This window comes from Nostoc sp. LPT, from assembly GCF_017115165.1.
Lineage (GTDB): Bacteria > Cyanobacteriota > Cyanobacteriia > Cyanobacteriales > Nostocaceae > Nostoc.
Window position 1 is genome coordinate 12,065 of record NZ_JABXKF010000170.1, and the last position, 21,142, is coordinate 33,206.

Below are 21,142 nucleotides of genomic sequence, written 5' to 3' on the forward strand. Positions count from 1 at the left end.
TGAGATTCTTAACTGAGTGCATATTTCAGGGGTAGTCCATCCTGAAAAACTAGTAATTCCCCTGTTTGGATTTGTGTCCAAACTTCGTTGTCAGTCAGGGGTGTGGTAGCAATGACAGCAACGCGATCGCGTTCAGTAGTCACTTCCCGAAAATCTACGGTCATGTCTTGGTCAATTAAATGGGCAGCAGCAAAGGGTGCTTGACGAACAATATAGCTGAGATTAGTTGAGCAATAAGCAAAAAAGTGTTCTCCATCTGACAATAAATAATTAAATATACCCACTTTCGCAATTACGGCAGTAATTTCTTGCAGCACAGAGTACAGTTCCTTGATATCGGGCTTACCTTTAGGAAAGCGCGATCGCAATGTTTCTAGGATCATACAGAATGCTTTTTCACTATCGGTATCACCTACGGCTTGATAAAAACCCAAATTTTCTGGAGCAAAATCTGGCAAATTACCGTTGTGGGCAAACACCCAATACTGACCCCACAATTCTCTGCGGAAAGGATGGCAGTTGTGCAGGGCAATTTCACCCTGAGTAGCTTTGCGGATATGGGCTATGACATGGGTTGAGTGGATAGGATAACTCCGCACAAACTCCGCTACCGGAGAAACAACAGAAGGTTGAGCGTCTAAAAACATTCGACATCCCTTTCCTTCAAAGAAAGCAATGCCCCAACCATCGCGATGGTCATCCGTTTTTCCTCCCCGTGCAGAAAACCCTTCAAAAGAAAAGCAAATATCCGTTGGAACATTGCAATTCATTCCGAGCAATTGGCACATTAGTTCTCAATTTTTGACTAAGGTCTCAGGATCAAGATACTTCAGAATGCTGCATTGATTCTGGAGCGATCGCTTCAATCTTAGAATTTAAGGCTGAGATATTCCAAATGATCCCCAAAAATAAAGAGTCTGCTTCTAGTTAGTAAGATGACATTATGCCAAAAGATGGTAGCGGCGGATATCTGGTGCAGCAGTCACTAAACCTTCGAGTTTAGCTGCTGCCGCTTGGAAATGGGGTGAATCTAGATGAGTATTTAGGGCTTCTTGAGAAGTCCACTCCTCTACAAAAGTAAAGTCTGTTGGATCGTCTTGATTTTGCAAAAGTTTATACTCGATCGCACCTGCTTCCTGACGGGTTGGCTCAATGAGTTCCAACAGTACAGCTTTTAGTTCTTCTACTTTGTTAGGCAAAGCAATAATATGGGCAACAATGCGAATAGTTTGGTTTGTCATTTGTCATTTGTCATTTGTCATTTGTCATTGGTCATTGGTCATTAAGTCAATAGTTAGGAATTCTTTCGCTGCTCCTGTGCTGCTCTGCTTCCCTGCTATTAATATTTATTAAAACATCTGCTGTAAATATTGCTCATAGCCTAGTTGTTCTAGTTTTGCTTGCTTTGCAATTACTGATTCACATAAGGTTTGGCGATATTGTTGCACTTTTTCTAGCAATTCTAATTGATAAGTTGCGAGGATTTGTACTGCTAAAAGTCCGGCATTTTTGGCATTACCGATCGCTACTGTTGCCACAGGAATACCACCAGGCATCTGTAAAATAGAATACAAAGAATCTACACCTTGTAAGTTCCGAGTGGGTACAGGAACACCGATCACAGGAAGGGGAGTTAAAGACGCTACCATTCCAGGTAGATGGGCAGCACCACCTGCACCTGCAATAATTACCTTAATACCGCGTTGGTGTGCAAGTTGAGCATATTGCACCATACGTTCTGGGGTACGGTGAGCCGAAACGATCGCCACTTCGCTCTCAATGCCAAATTCTTCACAAACTGCGATCGCATCTTTCATAGTGGGCAAATCGGAATCGCTGCCCATAATAATACCAACTAAGGGAGTCATAATAATTCAAAATTCAAAATTTAAAATTCAAAATTATGCAAGCGAGGTGATGCGGATCATCATCTCATCTATTTGCGTTGTTTGAATTGATTCATTGATGTTGGTTGCATCTAAAATCAGATTTAGTTCTTTTCTCGTCAGTATGATGACCCAAGCAACACAAAATACTGTAGATATTATCAATGCTAGAGTACCTGGTTACAAAGATTTGCAGATGCTCTTGGTTAATCAACAGGGCATAATTGAGCAAATCTTGCCAATGGGTACAGTCAAGAAGGACATCTGTGCATCCGTGATAGATGTTGCAGGTGACTGGATTTCATTGGGTGGCGTTGATTTGCAAATTAACGGTGCGTTGGGTTTGGCATTTCCTGATTTGACGGCTGAAAATGCTCATGTACTCCAGAAAATAACGCAATTTTTGTGGGATGTCGGGGTAGATGGATTTTTACCGACATTTGTGACAACTTCAGTAGAAAAGATTCAGCGATCGCTTGCAGTCATTACTAATTTTACTCCCCTTTCCGTTGACAGAGAGGAGTTGGGGGTAAGGTCAGCTGCCAAGATTCTCGGAGTACATTTAGAAGGCCCATTTTTGAATTACCAAAAGCGCGGCGCACACCCAGCAGAGTACTTGTTACCCTTAACAATTGACGAGGTAAAGCGGGTTTTGGGTGATTATGCCCATGTTGTAAAAGTCATCACCCTAGCGCCGGAGTTAGATCCCACAGGCGAAGTAATTCCATATTTGCGTTCTTTAGGGATTACCGTTAGCTTAGGACATTCTCAGGCAACATCAACCCAAGCGCAACTTGCTTTTGAACTCGGTACAACGATGGTAACTCATGCTTTCAATGCCATGCCACCATTGCATCACCGCGAACCAGGATTATTAGGGGCAGCAATTACTCATCCTGATGTGATGTGTGGTTTTATTGCTGATGGTGAACACGTTTCGCCCACGATGCTACAAATATTACTTCGCGCTAGCTATCAAGAAAAAGGGCTGTTCCTCGTTAGCGATGCCCTTTCACCTCTGGGGCTACCTGATGGCATCTATCCTTGGGACAGTCGGCAAATTGGAGTTCAAAACGGTACAGCACGACTAGCCGATGGCACTTTATCGGGGACGGCTTTACCCTTATTAGTGGGAGTGCAGAATTTGGTAAAGTGGGGGATTTGTGATGTAGAGACTGCTATTTTACTAGCTACAGATGCACCTAGACAAGCGATTGGTTTGCCTGGAATTGCCAAAAGTCAAGCCGCTAATTTATTGCGCTGGCATTGGGATGAAGCGAAAAAAGAACTAGTTTGGCAGCGATTATTGGGCAAATTTCGCATCCAGGTAAAAGAATTAAGGTGATAGGGAAGAAGCGTTAATATACTCAGTAAAAATGTACATTCCTGAGATAGACATCTTAACAATTCAAAATTCAAAATTCAAAATTCAAAATTCAAACATTTTAGACATTTTCAAACGTTCGCGTAGCGTCTCGTAGAGAAGAGAAGTGCCTTGCGCGGGTTCCCCGCGTTGTGGCAACTTCGGGGGATTTAAACCCCGACTGAAACTGACCGGAGGCGGAGTGGCTCCGACTTTGCGCTACGTGTTTTGGTTGGGGTCTTAAATCCCTTGATTTACGATAAAATCAAGAGAGTACCTACTCTCCAGATTTATCTCTCATAGAACTGTGTTGGTCGAAACTGAAGCAATTTCTCCGTAGCTGTGAGACACGCACACTGGACTCACTCGACCCAGCAATGGCTCTTGCTGTCAATTATATTACTGAAGATGATGCCTTCGGTTGGTTCAACCACTGTGGTCTATTTACCTGAAAATTGCTGTAAGATGCAAACAGAAAAGTTTATTTACGATCTATTACGAACCTTGCAAAAGGTCATTAATTGAACTTATACTCTGTTTTATTTGTTCTGTCAGAGAAGTTCTTAATAAATCCAGGTTTACTGTTGAAAAATTGAGTAGTCCTAAAGCATATAATAGGCTCGAAATACCAATAAGTAAAGCCAAAATTCTTCCAAAACAACCAGGATTGATTTCAATAAAAGCTAATTTAGATTGCCCAATCACAGCAATCGTTATAAAAACAATTCCTACTATTAAAAAGGTGCTGTTTGGAGTTAAATCTGTCATTTTTCGATTAAGATACCTCAGCACTTTTATTGTAGCTATTATTAGTGAAAATTTCTGCGCCTGCGATATGCAAAAACATAAAAACTTTGCAACTCAACATTCACCCCAACCTAATAAGGCTCTAGCTATTGCAGTATCGGTGTTGAAACTCATCGTGTGCTATTATTTAAGAAGATATATATTTATTTTGAAACTTATTTAGCAATAAATAACGTTGATTGTCTCAATTCTGTATAAATTGTTTTATCTAACTCAGATATTCAAGGAAAAACCTAGATTCTGCAAGAAGCAAACTAACTGATGTGTCTCTAGCAGAAATTCAGATATTGTGAAGTTGCAGTTGATTTAAACTCAATTTTACTTTTTACGATTTTGCTGAGACTATCCAGTGGCAAAACTTTCAGCATCAAAAAGCCAAAATGTCATCACTGGTGTACTAGACGTTAATTTAGTTTATATATTAAACTACACTAAGACGATAGGAATAGTGGGTTTTTATGGAAAGCGTCCAAAACGTTAGTCAAGAGTTAAATGTCACAAGAGACACAGCACTACAGCAATTACAACAGTCTACTCCAGTAGAGTTCAAAAAAGACATTTTCAAAAAACTCAGAGGTGGATTTTTTCTAGTACTAGGATATTTATTATCACCACTGTGTTGGTGGAATGACTTACTATTCAATTTGCCAATAGCTTATGGTTTTGGGTATGCATGTAGTTTACTTTCCCCAAAATTGCTTCTACCTTGTTCAATTATCGGATACTGGCTCTCTAATATTGTGGGAATTCTCTTGATGCAGTTCGGTTCTAAAGACATTTTTCAAAAAGAGCCTCAAGAGCATAACCTCAAAAAAGAATTGTTCACAGGTTTAATTTATTCGACAGTTTATACCCTGTTGATTATGCTGTTGATCCAGTTGAAGATTCTTGATTCTCCTATTTTATTCTCTAACAGTTAATTTAGTTTATCACCTTTCTACAAGGAATCTATAGTATAGGTGCATATCTATACACCCATACTATGTATATATAGCAGATATAGCAATAGGTAGAGGAGTTACGAACAAAAAAAACTGACTTATTCAATAAATCTGGGTTCTAAGTCTCTGGATGGAGAGCAAATCAGCTAGGGAGAAGATCAATTTTCGTCAAATTTGAGAAATTCACTTAAATTCAACAATTTTGGAGGTTCCTTACTTACAATTAATGGCAACTTACCATTCCATTTTTCTATTGCTTGCCTTTGCAGAATTTCTGGAGTTAAACCATCACGTAATAATCTGTGTGCCTCAGCCTCTCCTTTGGCTAAATTAACTTTTGCCTCAGCCTCTTTTGTTGCTTTCAGTGCGATAAACTCTGCTCGTTTTGCTTCTTGTTCAGCAATCTGCTTTGCCTCCACCGCCTCACCAAATCGTTCTGAAAAATGCACATGAACTAGAGAAATATCATCAACAGCAACGTGATAGCTACCCAGTCGTGTGGACAATGCATCATCTACTCCACTTTTGACTTCTCCTCGTTTAGTAATAATTTCTTCAGCAGTATACTTTGCCATTACTGCTTTTAGCACTTCTTCAACTGCTGGGTTAATAATCCGAATAACTACATTTTGTTCATCTCCGATTTCCTGAAAAATGGCATTTGCTTCCTGGGGAATAATATGCCAATTGAGGGCTACATCGGCAAAAACATTTTGTAAATCTTTGGAAGAAGCCTCAGCAGAAATTTCCTGTTTTTGGACTCGGATACTCAACTTTTTCACAGTATTGACTACAGGAATAATTAAGTGAAGTCCTTCTCCTAATATCTGGTTTTGTACTTCGCCAAATTTCATTAATATACCACGTTCCCCTGCATTTACAATCACACAAGGTGTGAGGAAGAGAGTTATCAGGAACAAAAGAGCGGTCAGTTTACCGGCACTGTTGAAATTTGTAATTTTTATCATCTGTGTGAATCATGTATGCATCTTGCATGGAGATACATATTTAGGAGTTATAGGCTTCTTTCCGTCATGATTTTAGCTCGACTTTATCCAAAATTAAGAACATTCTCGACTTAATAGCAACTGCCCAGTATTCAGCCGATATACACCAGTAGGTTCGATAATCGGATCGCCTTTCTTCCAGGGACGGAATGTAGTTTCGACACCTCTCACCTCACCAGTAGTGTAGGTAGAAACCAAAACACCAGGACGATTAGTAGTCAAAGCACCAGAACCTGTAATAGTAAAAGAGTTTTCTTGTCGCTTGGTACCGCGTGAAATGCAACTATTGGCGATGAGTGCGTTGGTATCGATAACTGGGGGTAATTCGGTGAAGCTGTTTTGAATGGAACTGGTATCGGGTGCGTTAATGTTGATTACACCTGAAACGCCTTGTTCAGAACTGGCTGTAATATCACTTTTTTCGGTTGGCTTTGTCCGCGACTCGATACCAAAGATACCTTGCGAGTTGATTTCGACATTTCCACCGCGTCCTTGAAAGGCGTTGGCGCTAATGTCGCTGTTCTCTTTGGGAACTGCGACAATAAATTTTGAATTGATATTGATGTTACCACCATCGCCACCAGCTTGTGCCGTACCTGCGTTGGTGGAGATTTGACCACCACGTCGCATGAGAAGTAAATCCCTAATTACCAGCTTAATATTACCTCCATTGCCTGATGCTGATTCAGCGATGAATCTTCCCTGTTTATCTAAAGTAACTTTGGGCGAGTTAACTTCAATATCACCTGCAACACCAAAGCCTGAAGAACGAACAAAGAAACCACTATTAGCATCATCTTCGGGAAACCTTTTAGGAAGTTGAGTTTCTGTATTATCAGGATTTATATAGGTATCTGAAACAATTACTTGCTCTTTAGCATTGACTATAATCTTACCTGCATTACCACCTCTTGTGGTAGTTGTAATAAGTTGCCCCCCATTACTAGCCTCCACTATTCGTGCATTGACTGTAATATTCCCACCATCACCAAAATTATTAGTTCTTGCGTCTAATAAAGCACTATCGGATATACGAAAAACATCAGTATTTACAGTGATATTGCCACTGTTACCTATAGTTACAGTATCTGTAAATAATCCACTGGAATTGCCAGTGATTGGATTAAAACCAGAAATATTAACACCATCAGTTGCGTTAATTTGGATATTTCCAGCTTTAATAAAATTGCTATTAAATTTAAAAAAATCTATGGAAGGATTTCCAACAAGAGTAATTTCTACATTAGCAAAAGCTCCACGGCTAGTGGCAACAAATTGAGCGCCATTCGTTAAGGAGAGAGAGTGAGATGTAACATTAATTTCTCCCCCCTTACCCAATCCCTCTCCTTCTACAGAACTGAATATAAAACCATTTGAAAAAGAAACAGAATCCTTGACTTGTATGAAGACATTACCTGCATTTCCTTCTCCAGAGGTACTAGTCGAAATTCTGGCATCATCCATTAAAGATAACGAGCCAGAGGATATACTAATGTCTCCTCCTTTACCAACTGTTCTTCTTCCTAAGCCGCTTATAATTCCACTTGCCTTTCCTTCTCTGATTCCAGCGATCGCAACTGCACCCGTGACATCGATATTAACATTGCCTGCATTTCCCTGGTTGAATGGCTGTCTAACAGAACTGTCATCATTATTTTCAACAGAGGTTACTAGTTGAGCGCCATCACTAATGGAGAGTGAAGCGGCTTTGATGTTGATATTGGCACCATTACCCTCACTTTTTGACTCCACGTTGCTGAGGATGCCAGTATTATTTCCTGAAATTGAAACAGAACCAGAAGCACTGACAAACACATTTCCTGCATCCCCTCGTCCAAAAGTACTAGAAGCTAATTGAGCGCCGTTGTTCAAGAAAAGTGAGCCAGTAGTGATATTGAGATCCCCTCCCTTACCCGCACCTGTTGCTTCGACAATGCTGGAAATGTCACCACTTCTGTCAACAGAGACTGTATCACTGGCATTAATTATTACATTACCAGCATTTCCCTTTCCGGCAGTGCTTACTTCTAAGCCAGCACCATTAGTAATGACTACTGATCCAGTATTAATCAGGATTTTACCACCGTTACCTACCGCTCCTGCTAGTACCAAACTGCGAGCCGCGCTATTTAATCCATTACTGCCTATACCATCAAAAACAACTGTATCACGAGCATTGATGCTCACATTACCTGCATCTCCTCGTCCAAGGGTGCTAGTAGTCAAAAAAGCACCATTTGTAACAGACAGTAATCCTGTGGTGATGTTAATACTACCTCCTTTGCCTACTGCTTCTGCTCCTGATATGCTGAAAGCCGCACTGGCTGCTCCATCAAAATTTACTGTATCGCTAGCATTAATGGTTACATTACCAGCATCTCCCTGACCAAAACTGCTGGCACTCAATTGTGACCCGTTGTTCACAGAGAGCTTTCTAGTGTTGATGTTTATCGTACCTGCTTTCCCCACTCCTCTAGCATTTACAAGAGCAAAGGCTAGGCTTCCCACATCAAAGAAGGCTATATCACTGGCGTTGATATTCACATTGCCTGCATCTCCTCGTCCACTAGTACTGGCTGATAGTCCTGCATTATTAGTGACAAAAAGTGACTTAGTGGTGATATTGATGCCACCAGCTTTACCTACCGCTCCCTCTCCTAATATGCTCAAAGCCGCACTGTCTGCTCCATCAAAATGTACTGTATCGCTAGCATTAATGGTTACATTACCAGCATCTCCCCGTCCAAAACTGCTAGCACTCAGTTCTGAACCATTTTTCACAGACAGCGACCTGGCATTAATGTTGACATTGCCGCTTTTTCCTACTCCTTCAGTTGTCGTTAGGCTATAAGCGTAGCTCTTTTGATCAAAAGAGACACTATCGCGTGCATTGATATTAATAATCCCTGCATTTCCTCGTCCACTAGTACTAGCAGACATGTATGTATTATTGCTCAAAGATACTAACCCAGCTTTAATGGAAATATTGCCAGCATTCCCGACTGCTTCATTTCCAATTCCGCTATAAGCATTAGCCCCATCAAATAAAATATTTTCACGAGCATCTATAATGATATTTCCCGCATTCCCTTGTCCTAAATTTGAGGCAGCAAGTAGAGCGCTATCCTCTAATGTGAGGGAACTAGAATTTATGGTAATATTACCTCCATTGCCTTTTGCTCCCAAATTCACAAAATTGTAAATTCCGCTCCCAACTCCAGCAACTTTGATTTCTCCGGTAGCATTAAGTGTAATATCACCTGCAACAGTCTCAGGTGTACCCAAACCTTGCCCAATGCCAGCAATCAGTAGGCTTTCTTTTAAAATGTCTATATTACGAGCGTTGACTATGATGCCTCCACCATTGCTACCACTTACATTTATATTTGCAGCATTTTTAAGAGACACATCTGCCCGCGTGACATTCTCTGGAAACGTTAGACTGAAATTATTATCATCTAGCTGAAGATTGATATTTCCAGGAGCAGACAATCCTCCTAACTCAACTCGACCACCATAGGCTCGCAATCTACCACCATCCATATTAATATTGCTACCTACAAGCAGTAAACTCTTCCTATCTGGCACTCGTAAACCAGATGTATTTATGCCTGAAGGAGATATTCCTGCTGGTGCAATTGAGTTATTTTGAATTGCTGCATTCTTATTAATCTGATTAAAAAATAAAACCGAAGGATTAATAGTCAATAATGGCGCGGCTTGGGGATTTGTGGCACTAAAAACACCCTGATTACCAAACTGTACTCCGTTCGCCGTCGTCCCCACAAAGGAACCCTGCACATCTAGACTGGCATCTTTTCCAAACACAATCCCATTAGGATTTATCAAAAATACATTAGGATTAGAACTACCAAATGTACCGAGTCTCCCTAAAATTTCTGAAGGGTTATTACCTGTCACCCGTGCCAGAATATTTTGGATATCTGCGCTAGGACTGAAGAAATAAGCTGCCCGTCCCTCGCTGATATTAAATTCTCCAAAGCTGTGAAACAAATTGATTTGGCGAATTGCACCACCTGTAATTACTTCAATTGGTTGTCCTTGAAAGTTGCCTATAACTTGAGATGACTCAGTACCAAGTGTATTATCAGGTACGATATTACTTTGTTGTGCCTGGGTTTTGTTAGTGAGAAGACTTACACTTAAGCAGCCCAGCAACCCTGCCAATCCCAATTGCAAACACTTGTGTGATCCGTATTTTCTCGTCATAAGACGCGCTTTCATATAGATTATTTCAGTATCTAATAAAGCTGTACCTTTGGACGATAAACAAGCGAATATTCGTTAAGTATGCAGTTTTCTGCAATAATCGGGCGATGTCTGACGACAAGCCTTAGGCTATGCACCCAAAGACATTTTCCCCTGTGGCATTGGTAGTAATGCTGCTATAGCAATCCTGAATGATTCGTGAGAAAATACTGGAAAAAAGCATTATTCAGAAGGCAGCTATGCTGGAGGCAGAAGGCAGCTATGCTACCCACCCTTACTCATAGTGGGATTGAAAACTTGGACGCTTTATACCTCGCTGCAAGCAGTCTCGGTATAATTCTTGTTTTTAAGTGGGCAATGACCCCCAACTAAAGTTTTTATTGATACTTTTTTCCTTCTGCCCTCTGCCTTCGTACTTCTGCCTTTCTTGTAATATTTGCAACTAAAAAGGGTAGTGGTAATGTGGATGCGATCGCTTTTGGAAATGTAAAGAGGTGCGATCGCAACCCTCAAACTAGCAAGCATTATTAAAAATTAAATAGTTACATAAAGCGAAAAGCGATCGCTCACTCTTCCATAACAGGCGATGTCTAACGACAAGCCGCTACCCGTCTACGCTTTGTTTTTGAGATTTTCTGTAAGGCGATCGCTCATCTTTTTATACAGACGCTTTGCTACAGTGCAATCATAGAGTCAGCGATCACTTTTGGAAATGTGGAGACAATACGGTTCGGTTAAGAATATTTGTAGTAGCGCGGCAAGCTTAAAATATTGGGTTGAGTAATCATAGAATAGTTTTGGACTTTCTAGGTTTTGTGAACCCAACGTTTTAAGGATGACGTGCTAGTAGGTTGGGTTTAACTTTAGTGTTACCCAACAAACCCCGCAAAATGTTGGGTTTCGTTCCTCAACCCAACCTATACATTTTTATTTTTTGGGCTTAACCGAACCGGAGAAGATGTTTTACTGGGGTTTATTTTAAATATTGAAGCGATTTGGTAACTGAATAACCAATGTATTACAAACCAATAAAAGTAATTAATAAAACAGTATGAGTATTACACCCAGACCGATAAGTATAATGTATTAGGACTTTAAATACAAAAAGACCAGCCTCCCACAGCTGGTCTAAAAAATGTTTTTGCGTTGTCTTCTCAAGAGAGTTAAAACCCAATTGCACGTTCCCAAAATGCAACGGGCAACTTTTCTTAACAATATTGTAACAGCCAACACAGATTTTTCCAGAATATTCATCAAAAAAAGATATGGGTAAAGCTTAAAAGCCTCTATCTATCGGGATAATTCAGCAAATCGCAAGGTATAGATGGGAGAGATAAAGGCAGACAAGGGAGAAAATTTTACCTTGTCTCCCTTGTTCGTCTTATCCCAGCATCAGTCTCAACCGATCAATTTCAACTTGACAAGCTACTGATGCTGGGAGCGATTTCTGCATCTGTTGATGTTTCGCCCACGCGGAGGATTTTAGCCCCTAATTGCTGCAACTTCATATCAAGTCGATCGTAGCCGCGATCGAGGTGCTGTAAACCCTGAATTGTGGTTTGTCCTTCTGCCGCTAGTCCGGCTATGACTAACGCTGCCGATGCTCGTAAGTCTGTACCTAATACCGGTGCGCCAGATAATTTTGGTACTCCCCGAACGAAAGCAGCATTGCCTTTGACACGAATATCTGCCCCCAAGCGATTCAACTCTGAGGCATGACGCAAGCGATTTTCAAAGACAGATTCGTTAATTACGCTGTCGCCTTCTGCCACTGCCAGCAAAGCCATGAATGGCGCTTGCATATCTGTGGGAAAACCTGGATGGTATTGAGTTTCAATATCCGTTGCCTTGAGGGTTTCTGCTGGCAGAATATGTAAGTGTTCGGGCTTTTCTTCAATTATTGTTACTCCAATATCCCGCAGCTTGGCAATTACTGGGATTAGATGTTCTGGAGCTACTGGCGAGAGGATGAGTTCTGAGCGGGTAATTGCTGCTGCCAGCAAAAACGTCCCAGCCTCAATGCGATCGGGAATAATGCTGTAGTCAACAGAATGCAACTTGGGGACTCCTTCAATAATAATCCTGCTAGTCCCCGCGCCCTGAATCTTCGCTCCCATCGCGTTACAGAAGTTAGCTAGATCGACTACTTCCGGTTCTCTGGCAGCATTTTCGATGATCGTTTCACCCTCTGCTAAGGTAGCCGCCATCATCAAGTTTTCCGTTGCTCCAACGCTGGCAATGTCTAAGTAAATGTTCGCACCTTTTAATCTCCGGCTGCTACCAGGGACGTAGGCATTACAAATGCCATGCTCAATTTGTACTTCCGCTCCCATTGCTTGCAGTCCTCGAACATGCAAGTCAACTGGTCTTGCCCCAATCGCACAACCGCCTGGTAAAGGCATCTGTGCTACTCCTAGTCTTGCCAGAATGGCTCCAATAGCGAAAAAACTCGCTCTCAACTGTGTAACTAATTCGTAGGGAGCTTTTGATGTTTTAATCTCGCTGGCATTGATGTCTAAAATGTCGCCTTGTCGGGTTAATTGCACACCCAAAGCTGATAACACCTGACCCATCCGCTCTACGTCCGCTAACAAAGGGACATTGCGAATACGACAATCGCCCGGACACAGCAAAGCTCCAGCCATGATTACCAGTGCTGAATTTTTTGCCCCGCTAATTTTCACATGACCCCGCAAAGGATGCCCACCCCAAATTTGCAAGACTGAGGAGTCTGCTTCTGGAGCAACTTTGGCATCTGGTAAGCTGGTAGAAGGATTAATAAGCCTACCTCCAAAAGTAATACGTATTTTATATGTTTGAAGTTGGTTTTGATTCTACATTAAAGATTCAAAATGTCCACGTTTTAAAGCACTGTTTTGTATAAAAAAATTGTTTTTTGGGTGAAAAGGCAGGCTGAAAATAAGCAATAGTAGGCTTTTTGAGCTTTTTAACAAATTTAAAAAAAAGAATTAATAAGTAGTAGTTTTAAGCAAAAATAAATACTCAGTAAAATAACTTAAGTGTTCTCTAAAAATCAATGCTGTACTGTCCAGTTAATATTTTGATTCGACCTTGTGTCTGAAAAAATCGTTTCCAGTTAGAGAGTTTTAACGAGGCGTTATGCTTTTACTTGACAAAGGTAAAACATAACGCAATAATAAGAAATTGTCGATAAGTAGAAATGCCAGCGGAACTGGCGGAATTGGCAGACGCGCTAGATTCAGGTTCTAGTGCCGCAAGGCTTCCGGGTTCAAGTCCCGGGTTCCGCATACTATCTTAAGTTAGGAGTTACAAGTCAAGAGTTATGAGTTGAAAGATAACTAAATTAACTCCTAACTATTAATTTCTAACTCTTAACTTTTTGATGTTGACCAGTTTACAAAATTCCCTAGTCAAACAAATTCGCAAGCTACACTCCACCAAGGAGCGGCACAAGCAGCAGTTATTTTTACTAGAAGGAACACACCTGTTAGAAGAAGCTTGTGCGGTCAATTACCCACTAGAAACAGTGTGTTGTACTCCAGAATGGCAAGTAGCCCACCCTTCGCTGTGGGAAGAAGCTTGTAGTCGATGCGATCGCGCCGAAATTGTCAGTAGAGAAGTTTTGGATGCGATCGCTACCACAGTCCAACCGGATGGTGTGGCGGCAACGGCAAAACGAAGCCAACGCCAAACTCAACTACCATTTACTGGTTTAGCGCTAGCTTTAGAAACGGTACAAGATCCCGGCAACCTGGGTACGATGATTCGCACCGCCGCTGCTGCTGGAGCATCAGGGTTGTGGGTCAGTGGAGATAGTGTAGATTTAGATAGTCCTAAAGTTCTACGTGCTTCTGCGGGGCAATGGTTTCGCCTAGCAACAGCCGTAACCGAAGATTTAAAAACGACAGTTCAACAAAGTCAGCAGGCAGGAATGCAGGTAGTGGCAACCTTACCTGATGCGACTTTAACTTATTGGGAAGTGGACTGGCGAAAACCCAGTATGATTTTACTGGGAAATGAAGGTGCTGGATTATCAGCAGATTTAGCAGCGATCGCAGATCGGCAAGTTAAAATTCCTTTGAGTCCTGGGGTGGAATCTTTGAATGTGGCAATCGCAGCCGCTTTAATGTTGTACGAAGCTCAACGGCAACTAATTTGTCAGTAATAAATTTTAACTTTTTACCCCAATTGGGTTTTTGTTATTTCTTCAAGATATTGTTCAATATCAGCAACTGCGTCCTCAAGAGCCGCTAAATCAATATCTATCAAGTCTTGATCGAGTTCGACTTCAGTAAAATTACTAGTATGCAGTTGGGGGATCTCTTCTTCCTCAGTCGAACTTTCTTGTAAGATATCCTCCAACTGTTCGAGGGATTCTTGAAACACTTGATCGGCAGCGCGCCGCTGTTCTGGCTGATTTTGCTCCATAATATTAACTTGAAAATCCTGATTTACTGACTTAATTTTGATTCTAGTTCCTACAGATTTAAATTTTGCACTTATAACATCATAGTTGTGTGCTGTATCAACTTTAGCAGTGGTTATCAAGAATATCGATAGCTGTCTCCAATTGCTAAGACTGGAGATTTATCGCGATCGCTACGGGTACACTAAATTAAGTTTGGCTAGGTTTAGGTAAGTTTTATAAAACAGGTCTAATACTTAATTTGATAGACTATCCTAAATTTGAAATTATAAAAACTGGTAGCTCAGGGCTGATAACTAACTATGAGTAAAGCCTTATTCTGTGTCGAAAATCTACGAGTTGCCTATCCTGGGCGGAGTGGAGAAGAAGCAAGCTGGGCGGTTGATGATGTATCTTTCACGTTGCAACCAGGTGAAAAAATGGGATTGGTGGGAGAGTCAGGTTGTGGTAAATCAACTATCGGACGGGCAGTGATGCGTTTACTACCAGCCTCTAGCCGTATTCAGGGACGGGTGACATTTCAAGGACAGTCAGTGTTTGACTTGACACGTAACCACCTGCGGAAATTTCGGGGAGAGGCGATCGCCTTAATTTTTCAAGATCCCATGACACGCCTCGATCCGCTGATGACGATTGGTAAGCATTGTATCGAAACCCTCCAGGCGCACTCACCACAATTATCAACGCGCGAAGCTAAAGAAAAAGCACTTGCTACTTTGGCAAAGGTGAATATTCCCGTTAGTCGCTGGAATCAGTATCCCCATGAGTTTAGCGGTGGAATGCGCCAACGAGTAGCGATCGCTTTAGCTTTACTCCTTAATCCCAAGTTTATTGTTGCTGACGAACCCACTACCAGTTTAGATGTGACTGTCTCCGCGCAGATATTGCAAGAATTAACTCGCCTGTGCAGTGAAGAAAACATGGGATTGCTGCTGATTTCTCATGATTTAGCAATGGTGGCTGAGTATTGCGATCGCATTGGCGTGATGTACAACGGTAAGATGGTCGAAATGGGTTCTACAGAAACCGTATTTAGGCAACCTCAACATGAATACACGCGATCGCTCTTAAAAGCGGCTTTACACATTCAAGCAGTAACTGATAGTGGAGAATTGATAATTGCCAATGACCAAGAAAAGCAATTACCGATTATTAATCAGCAATCTCCAATTTTGAGCGTTACAGAACTTAAGCAACACTATACTATAGAACCTAATTTTATCGAACGACTGCTTAACACACAAGCGCAGACAATTAAAGCAGTAGATGGGATCGACTTGGATATTTATTCAGGAGAAATTCTTGGCTTAGTCGGGGAATCAGGTTGTGGCAAAAGTACACTATCACGAACAATTTTGCAACTAATTCGTCCCACTAGTGGCAAAGTTGAGTTTTTAGGGCAGGATTTAACTAAACTGTCGCGTCAAGAAATTCGTTCCTCGCGGCGACAAATACAAATGGTTTTTCAAGATCCTCATGCTTGTCTCAATCCAGCCATGACAGTGGGACAAAGTATTGCAGATCCTTTATTTATTCACAATCTAGCTAATCCTACCAAGGCAAAAGAACAGGTTTTGTGGATGCTAAATAAAGTTGGCTTAACACCGCCAGAAGTGTATTATGAGCGTTATCCGTCGGATTTGTCTGGGGGACAACAGCAAAGAGTTGCGATCGCTCGTGCTTTGATTACTCACCCTAAACTCTTAATCTGCGATGAACCAGTGAGTATGTTAGACGCCAGCGTTCAGTCGCAGGTGCTGGATTTGATGTTGCAATTAAAGGAAGAGTTTGAATTAACTTATCTATTCATCACTCACGATCTTTGGTTAGCTCGATTTTTGTGCGATCGGATTGCTGTAATGAATAGCGGTAAAATTGTCGAACTTGGTCTTACAAAAAAGATTTTTGCCAATCCTCAGCACCCTTATACCAAAACCTTACTAGCTGCTGCTCCCTTACTAGCACGCGCTTAACTAAATAAGCTCAAGAGTTATGAGTTTAAAATTCCTAACTCTCTTCTCTTCCCTCAAGTAATTTAGTTGTTTCTCCACTCGAACCATATAGCTCAACGAACCTTTTAAACAGCAACGCACTCTCGTGATTTGAAGTCCTACTTAAGTTGAAGAAACGGTCTATATTTTTATCATCTAAAGCTTTTAAATACGGCAAATCTTCAAATAGTGTCAAACAAGAAGCAAAATGCAATATTATTTGTAATAATGGCTTTGGCCACTCTAGGTCACTATAAATATCTATAAACAACTGATGTTCTGAGTCATTTAAAGGGAAAGCATGAAAGATAACAATTATCCTTTTGTTATTGTAGACTGGAATACTCAGTTCAACAGTGTAGGGAGTATGTAATATTAAGTCCACCTCCACAGTTGGTTGTCGCCAAATTCTTAGAGGATTAGCTGGCGAATCTAATATTGTTTGAAATGTGATTCTACCACCGACATTTGTAGTTTGAAACTGGCTAATACTAATAATTTTAAGATTATTAAGGCTAAACCTATGAACTGTTTCCAAATGTTTTAAATTCAATAGATGATATATTTGGCAAATATAAGGAAATGGTAAAATATACTCTTGGCTAATCATGTGTAGCTTTTTTAATTGAAGCTTGTTAGCTTGAGTACGAGCAAGATATTCTTGATATTGGCTGGGGTTTAAATCATTGCTATTGAAGCTTTCTTCCGGTTTGAGATATAGCCAACTCATAAAAAAGAAAGAGGCTGTAAATAGTTGAAATATTTCTATAGGAGATAAATAACCATCGGCAAATGCAGCTATACTTCTATCGGTTATTCCGAAAAGCCAAGATGGAATACCAAATAGCCAAATACTACTTTTAATTTGATCTATAAAAAGCGCTATTTCAACAATATTTGAAATATTACTATATTGCTTTGCACTTAATTTATTATTAAAACAATTAATAGACATAATATTTGGCTTAGAAATAATCCATATAAATTTCTGCTTATATTAAGTTTAAATACGAAAGTATGTTGATGACCTCTATCTTTAGCCATAAATAAAATTTGTACTTATTCATACAAACTTAAATCCAGTTTTTCTAAAAATAGCTACAAAATGCAATTTATTATTATATACAATTCTCAATTATATGTGTATAAACTTATAACAAAATTGTTTTAAGTCTTACTGTTAAAGGATTTGAAGTTTTGTCGTCTGATTTAAAAAACCGTTTTAAAAGGATTTATGTTCACTGACTAAAAATTGCAATTGTCTCAAATTAACAGAAATAGGAGCTAAATATTCAAATAAAAGAGTTTGTTTTTCCTGACATAATAAAATTATCTATTTATCTAGAATGCATACGGATAAGGCGTTAGTAATAACAACTTAGAATTTAAAATTAACGAGTTATAAAGTTTATCTGTTACAAAAAATACAATAGTTAGGGCGTTAATTTCTCTAGTTATAACAACCGTGGTGTCTTTCGTAGTGGCGCATCGCATACTTGCTAGTAGAGTTAGCCATTATCTTATGTAAGTAAGGTACAAAGCCCCTACCTGGCAAAGTATCTGTGACAATTACAATAGAAGCCGTAGAATTGCTACTGTTAACACTGTATTATTTTTGAATATTTTCTGAAGATTTTTTCCGAGACGGTAGCAATGACCATTCGCCATGCAACTGAAACTGACTTACCTGCAATTGTGGCAATTTACAATACTGCAATTCCTAGCCGCATGGCAACGGCTGACTTAGAACCAGTATCCGTGGAAAGTCGCCTTGCTTGGTTTAAGGGGCGATCGCCTTCGCAACGCCCACTTTGGGTAATTGAAGTAGAAGGAGTAATTGCTGGATGGCTTAGTTTCCAATCCTTTTATGGACGACCCGCCTATAGTAAGACTGCCGAAATTAGTATTTATATCTCCCCTAGCTTTCATCGGTGTGGCTTGGGACGTCAACTCTTAACACAAGCAATTAGTGAAAGTCCTAGTTTGGGTATAAGGAGCCTAGTATGCTTTATTTTTGCCCACAATCAGCCCAGTTTAAAACTCTTTGAAACATTTGGTTTTCAACGCTGGGGACATTTGCCTAAAATTGCTGAACTTGACAGCGTTGAACGGGACTTAGTAATCATGGGACTGCAAATTAGTAAAACTGTTGTTTAATGGGAGCATTCCAAATGTGCAAAATTGGGATGCTCTCGTGTAGTCATAATCTACTACTACAAATAAACAAAAATAGTGCGATCGCATTATTTTTATCCTGCCAAAAAATCACCTGTAAATGACTTAGCAGCACACAGGATGGTAAACCTTGGTAGGCGCTCGGCGTTGGCGGAGCGATCGCTATTTTCTCAGACTTCTGAATTAAATTCGCTCACAATTGCTCTGGATTAATTCCCCGTTCTTGTAGTAAAGCACGGAGAGCTTCTAACTGGGCTTGGGCTTGTTCAGCTCGTTGTCTTTCTTGCTGTCGTTGTTGATCTAGCTCCAAAAAGGTCACAAAGCGATCGCCATCAGGACGATAAATTTGCAGTTCTTCCTCGGTCAACTCGAAACGCACTCCTAATCTAGGACTCACCCAACCAACCATTTGGTCAATCACTTCTAATCTTGAGTTCCGACGCTGCCAGCCTGTCAAGTCAACCGCATCAGGTTCATACAGATAATATTCTTCCACACCGTAGCGCTCATAAAACTCTAATTTTTTCGCCATTTTAGAGATCCGGTTTCCAGGCGACCAAATTTCAAATACCACCTGCGGGGGAATGTTGTCTTCAAACCACTGTTGATAAGAACCTCGGTATCCTTTTGGTCTACCAAATACTACTATCACATCGAGAGCTTGGCGAAGTTTGTTATTATCTTCTACCGAATACTACAACAAATCTCCAGCGACAAACACATTTAGATCATTGGCAAACAGCAGTTCTAAATTATTTTTAATCCAGACAATTAATTCAAACTGCTTAGTGTTGTCTGCCATTGGCTGTCCATCGCTGTCAGAGTAAATAATGCCTTTTTGGGTGGAAGATGGTAGCTGTGTAACCATTGCGATGATTCTCAGATAATTCTTAGAGGATGGGTAAGCGATCGCTTTTTTCTCGTTCTTCTTATTTCACATCGTAGTATAACCAAAATTACTCGTTAAGCTATAGCAATTTTAAATGATTTACGAACAAAAAAAATCCCCAACTTTTTGAAGAGTCGGGGATTTGAGCCTATCTGTATTTACAGGAAATATGTAAAAAAATTAGGGTGAGTAGTGTTCATGCTAATAATTCAAAGTCTAGGATTGACATTCTCGACTTTTGATCTGTTTATATACTTTATATCCTCCATACGTCAGTAATGCTCCTGCTGCTACAATCCCACCCACTGGTACAGTAATTGGAGCAGCAATGATTGTTGTGGCAGCTGTTGTAAAGCCTAACCAACCTGCGATACCACCAGCAGATGTAGTAGTAGTCACAACTACAGGTACTGTAGCGACAGTAATTGACCCTAATGAAGAACCTCCAAGTGCCGCCATCCCTGCAATCAATTCGTTTTTCATTTTATATTTTTCTTCAGGTAAAATTTTTTCACATTACATAATAATATTTTACACTTTGTCTAAGTAGCAATAGTAAAACTTACGTATATTTTTTCTATTAATTTATAAATTTTTACTGACATTTTGACGATTAAACTACAATCCTCATACTCAAATCCAACCATTTCGATTGAGTAATCGGCGCACTGCTAGAAATATAATCAACACCCGTTTCTGCCACAGCACGAATCGTTTCCAAAGTCACATTCCCCGAAGCTTCAATTTTCACCCGGCTATCCTGCTGGCGAATCAACTGCACCGCCTGACGCATCATATCCAAAGGCATATTGTCCAACATAATAATGTCAGCATTGTGCTTCAAAGCTTCTTTCACCTGCTCTAAACTTTCCGTCTCTACCTCTATAGTCAAAGGATAAGGAATCTGAGAACGAATACGGGTAACAGCTTCTCCAATTCCCCCAGCCACCGCAATGTGATTATCTTTAATCATCACCGCATCATCCAAGCCCATACGGTGATTAATTGCCCCACCCAATGCAGTCGCGTACTTTTCCAACAGTCTCAGCCCTGGTGTAGTTTTACGCGTATCTACCAACTGAGAAGGTAAATCAGCAATTTTCTCTACATATATATTAGTTAGCGTACCAATCCCACTCAACCGCATAGCCAAGTTGAGCGCAACCCGTTCCCCCATCAGCAGGGCATCCAGCGAACCATGAATTTCAGCTACTACCTGTCCTGGCTCACACCATGCACCTTCAGCCGCAACCGCTACAAAGCTGACCTTCTCATTCAAAATCTGAAACACCCTAGCTGCAACTGGTAAGCCAGCAATTATCCCTGAGGCTTTAGCGATCCATTTAGCAGAGCCTAGCGTCACATCTTCTACTAAAAGCGTATTTGTAGTGCGATCGCCCCTGCCAATATCCTCTAACAACCAGGCACGCAACAGTGGATCTAAA

The 21,142-nt window shown here is 40.6% G+C and carries 17 protein-coding genes, 1 tRNA gene and 1 pseudogene; 7 read left to right on the plus strand and 12 right to left on the minus strand.

Features of this window, described 5'->3' with window-relative positions; all coding sequences use genetic code 11:
* Positions 1-8: 8 nt before the first annotated feature.
* The 3 genes from HWQ58_RS32830 to purE all read right to left on the minus strand — a co-directional run bounded on the left by HWQ58_RS32830 (position 9) and on the right by purE (position 1,868).
* Positions 9-788, minus strand: coding sequence for a class II glutamine amidotransferase (locus tag HWQ58_RS32830; RefSeq protein ID WP_292872193.1), 780 nt, complete (start codon positions 786-788; stop codon positions 9-11).
* A gap of 153 nt (positions 789-941) precedes the next feature.
* A complete protein-coding gene (locus HWQ58_RS32835) occupies positions 942-1,241 on the minus strand; it encodes a putative quinol monooxygenase (protein WP_292872194.1) in 300 nt (99 codons plus the stop codon).
* Between the two features lie 108 nt (positions 1,242-1,349).
* Positions 1,350-1,868 carry a 5-(carboxyamino)imidazole ribonucleotide mutase gene (gene purE / locus HWQ58_RS32840; protein ID WP_292872195.1) on the minus strand — a complete coding sequence of 173 codons (519 nt, stop codon included), beginning with the start codon at positions 1,866-1,868 and terminating at the stop codon, positions 1,350-1,352.
* Positions 1,869-2,013: 145 nt separating this feature from the next.
* Between purE and nagA the strand changes: the two genes are divergently transcribed.
* Positions 2,014-3,231: an N-acetylglucosamine-6-phosphate deacetylase gene (nagA, locus tag HWQ58_RS32845; RefSeq protein ID WP_292872216.1), complete on the plus strand. Its 1,218-nt coding sequence runs from the start codon at positions 2,014-2,016 to the stop codon at positions 3,229-3,231.
* A gap of 513 nt (positions 3,232-3,744) precedes the next feature.
* On the opposite strand, the gene HWQ58_RS32850 is transcribed toward nagA, so the two are convergent.
* Positions 3,745-4,017, minus strand: coding sequence for a hypothetical protein (locus tag HWQ58_RS32850; protein WP_292872196.1), 273 nt, complete (start codon positions 4,015-4,017; stop codon positions 3,745-3,747).
* 497 nt (positions 4,018-4,514) lie between these two features.
* Here HWQ58_RS32850 and HWQ58_RS32855 point away from each other — a divergent pair, with 497 nt between their 5' ends.
* Positions 4,515-4,976: a hypothetical protein gene (locus tag HWQ58_RS32855; protein WP_292872197.1), complete on the plus strand. Its 462-nt coding sequence runs from the start codon at positions 4,515-4,517 to the stop codon at positions 4,974-4,976.
* A 179-nt stretch (positions 4,977-5,155) separates the two neighbouring features.
* On the opposite strand, the gene HWQ58_RS32860 is transcribed toward HWQ58_RS32855, so the two are convergent.
* The 3 genes from HWQ58_RS32860 to murA form a co-directional block, all read right to left on the minus strand.
* Entirely contained in the window at positions 5,156-5,965 is an 810-nt protein-coding gene (locus HWQ58_RS32860) for a prohibitin family protein (protein ID WP_292872198.1), read from the minus strand.
* Between the two features lie 93 nt (positions 5,966-6,058).
* Positions 6,059-10,234 (minus strand): S-layer family protein, encoded by a 4,176-nt coding sequence (locus tag HWQ58_RS32865; protein WP_292872199.1) that lies wholly within the window; start codon positions 10,232-10,234, stop codon positions 6,059-6,061.
* Between the two features lie 1,412 nt (positions 10,235-11,646).
* Complete coding sequence (gene murA / locus HWQ58_RS32870; RefSeq protein WP_292872218.1) at positions 11,647-13,014, minus strand: UDP-N-acetylglucosamine 1-carboxyvinyltransferase; 1,368 nt, start codon at positions 13,012-13,014, stop codon at positions 11,647-11,649.
* A 407-nt stretch (positions 13,015-13,421) separates the two neighbouring features.
* Between murA and HWQ58_RS32875 the strand changes: the two genes are divergently transcribed.
* Positions 13,422-13,503: transfer RNA gene (locus HWQ58_RS32875), tRNA-Leu, on the plus strand.
* A 95-nt stretch (positions 13,504-13,598) separates the two neighbouring features.
* The gene (locus tag HWQ58_RS32880) at positions 13,599-14,381 is read left to right on the plus strand and encodes an RNA methyltransferase (RefSeq protein ID WP_292872200.1); all 783 of its coding nucleotides are present in this window, start codon (positions 13,599-13,601) and stop codon (positions 14,379-14,381) included.
* 14 nt (positions 14,382-14,395) lie between these two features.
* On the opposite strand, the gene HWQ58_RS32885 is transcribed toward HWQ58_RS32880, so the two are convergent.
* Positions 14,396-14,764 carry a hypothetical protein gene (locus tag HWQ58_RS32885; RefSeq protein ID WP_366839054.1) on the minus strand — a complete coding sequence of 123 codons (369 nt, stop codon included), beginning with the start codon at positions 14,762-14,764 and terminating at the stop codon, positions 14,396-14,398.
* 180 nt (positions 14,765-14,944) lie between these two features.
* Here HWQ58_RS32885 and HWQ58_RS32890 point away from each other — a divergent pair, with 180 nt between their 5' ends.
* Positions 14,945-16,615: an ABC transporter ATP-binding protein gene (locus tag HWQ58_RS32890; protein ID WP_292872202.1), complete on the plus strand. Its 1,671-nt coding sequence runs from the start codon at positions 14,945-14,947 to the stop codon at positions 16,613-16,615.
* A gap of 34 nt (positions 16,616-16,649) precedes the next feature.
* On the opposite strand, the gene HWQ58_RS32895 is transcribed toward HWQ58_RS32890, so the two are convergent.
* A complete protein-coding gene (locus HWQ58_RS32895) occupies positions 16,650-17,588 on the minus strand; it encodes a hypothetical protein (RefSeq protein WP_292872204.1) in 939 nt (312 codons plus the stop codon).
* A 698-nt stretch (positions 17,589-18,286) separates the two neighbouring features.
* Between HWQ58_RS32895 and HWQ58_RS32900 the strand changes: the two genes are divergently transcribed.
* A complete protein-coding gene (locus HWQ58_RS32900) occupies positions 18,287-18,790 on the plus strand; it encodes a GNAT family N-acetyltransferase (protein WP_292872206.1) in 504 nt (167 codons plus the stop codon).
* A gap of 75 nt (positions 18,791-18,865) precedes the next feature.
* Complete coding sequence (locus tag HWQ58_RS32905; RefSeq protein ID WP_292872208.1) at positions 18,866-19,021, plus strand: hypothetical protein; 156 nt, start codon at positions 18,866-18,868, stop codon at positions 19,019-19,021.
* Here HWQ58_RS32905 and HWQ58_RS32910 read toward each other — a convergent pair.
* From HWQ58_RS32910 to nadC, 3 genes and pseudogenes are all read right to left on the minus strand, one after another.
* A pseudogene (locus HWQ58_RS32910) lies at positions 19,002-19,676 on the minus strand (Uma2 family endonuclease). The gene HWQ58_RS32905 and the pseudogene HWQ58_RS32910 overlap by 20 nt on opposite strands.
* A gap of 237 nt (positions 19,677-19,913) precedes the next feature.
* The gene (locus tag HWQ58_RS32915; protein ID WP_292872210.1) at positions 19,914-20,180 is read right to left on the minus strand and encodes a hypothetical protein; all 267 of its coding nucleotides are present in this window, start codon (positions 20,178-20,180) and stop codon (positions 19,914-19,916) included.
* A 130-nt stretch (positions 20,181-20,310) separates the two neighbouring features.
* Positions 20,311-21,142, minus strand: an 832-nt coding sequence (nadC, locus tag HWQ58_RS32920; RefSeq protein WP_292872212.1) for a carboxylating nicotinate-nucleotide diphosphorylase, incomplete at its 5' end; no start/stop codon positions are given.

Coding starts and splice junctions, on each gene's coding strand:
- HWQ58_RS32915 (WP_292872210.1), bottom strand. CDS start 20,180: ATGAAAAACGAATTGATTGCAGGGATGGCGGCACTTGGAGGTTCTTCA.
- HWQ58_RS32860 (WP_292872198.1), bottom strand. CDS start 5,965: ATGATAAAAATTACAAATTTCAACAGTGCCGGTAAACTGACCGCTCTT.
- HWQ58_RS32890 (WP_292872202.1), top strand. CDS start 14,945: ATGAGTAAAGCCTTATTCTGTGTCGAAAATCTACGAGTTGCCTATCCT.
- HWQ58_RS32830 (WP_292872193.1), bottom strand. CDS start 788: ATGTGCCAATTGCTCGGAATGAATTGCAATGTTCCAACGGATATTTGC.
- HWQ58_RS32855 (WP_292872197.1), top strand. CDS start 4,515: ATGGAAAGCGTCCAAAACGTTAGTCAAGAGTTAAATGTCACAAGAGAC.
- HWQ58_RS32895 (WP_292872204.1), bottom strand. CDS start 17,588: ATGTCTATTAATTGTTTTAATAATAAATTAAGTGCAAAGCAATATAGT.
- HWQ58_RS32880 (WP_292872200.1), top strand. CDS start 13,599: ATGTTGACCAGTTTACAAAATTCCCTAGTCAAACAAATTCGCAAGCTA.
- nagA (WP_292872216.1), top strand. CDS start 2,014: ATGACCCAAGCAACACAAAATACTGTAGATATTATCAATGCTAGAGTA.
- HWQ58_RS32850 (WP_292872196.1), bottom strand. CDS start 4,017: ATGACAGATTTAACTCCAAACAGCACCTTTTTAATAGTAGGAATTGTT.
- HWQ58_RS32865 (WP_292872199.1), bottom strand. CDS start 10,234: ATGACGAGAAAATACGGATCACACAAGTGTTTGCAATTGGGATTGGCA.
- HWQ58_RS32835 (WP_292872194.1), bottom strand. CDS start 1,241: ATGACAAACCAAACTATTCGCATTGTTGCCCATATTATTGCTTTGCCT.
- purE (WP_292872195.1), bottom strand. CDS start 1,868: ATGACTCCCTTAGTTGGTATTATTATGGGCAGCGATTCCGATTTGCCC.
- HWQ58_RS32900 (WP_292872206.1), top strand. CDS start 18,287: ATGACCATTCGCCATGCAACTGAAACTGACTTACCTGCAATTGTGGCA.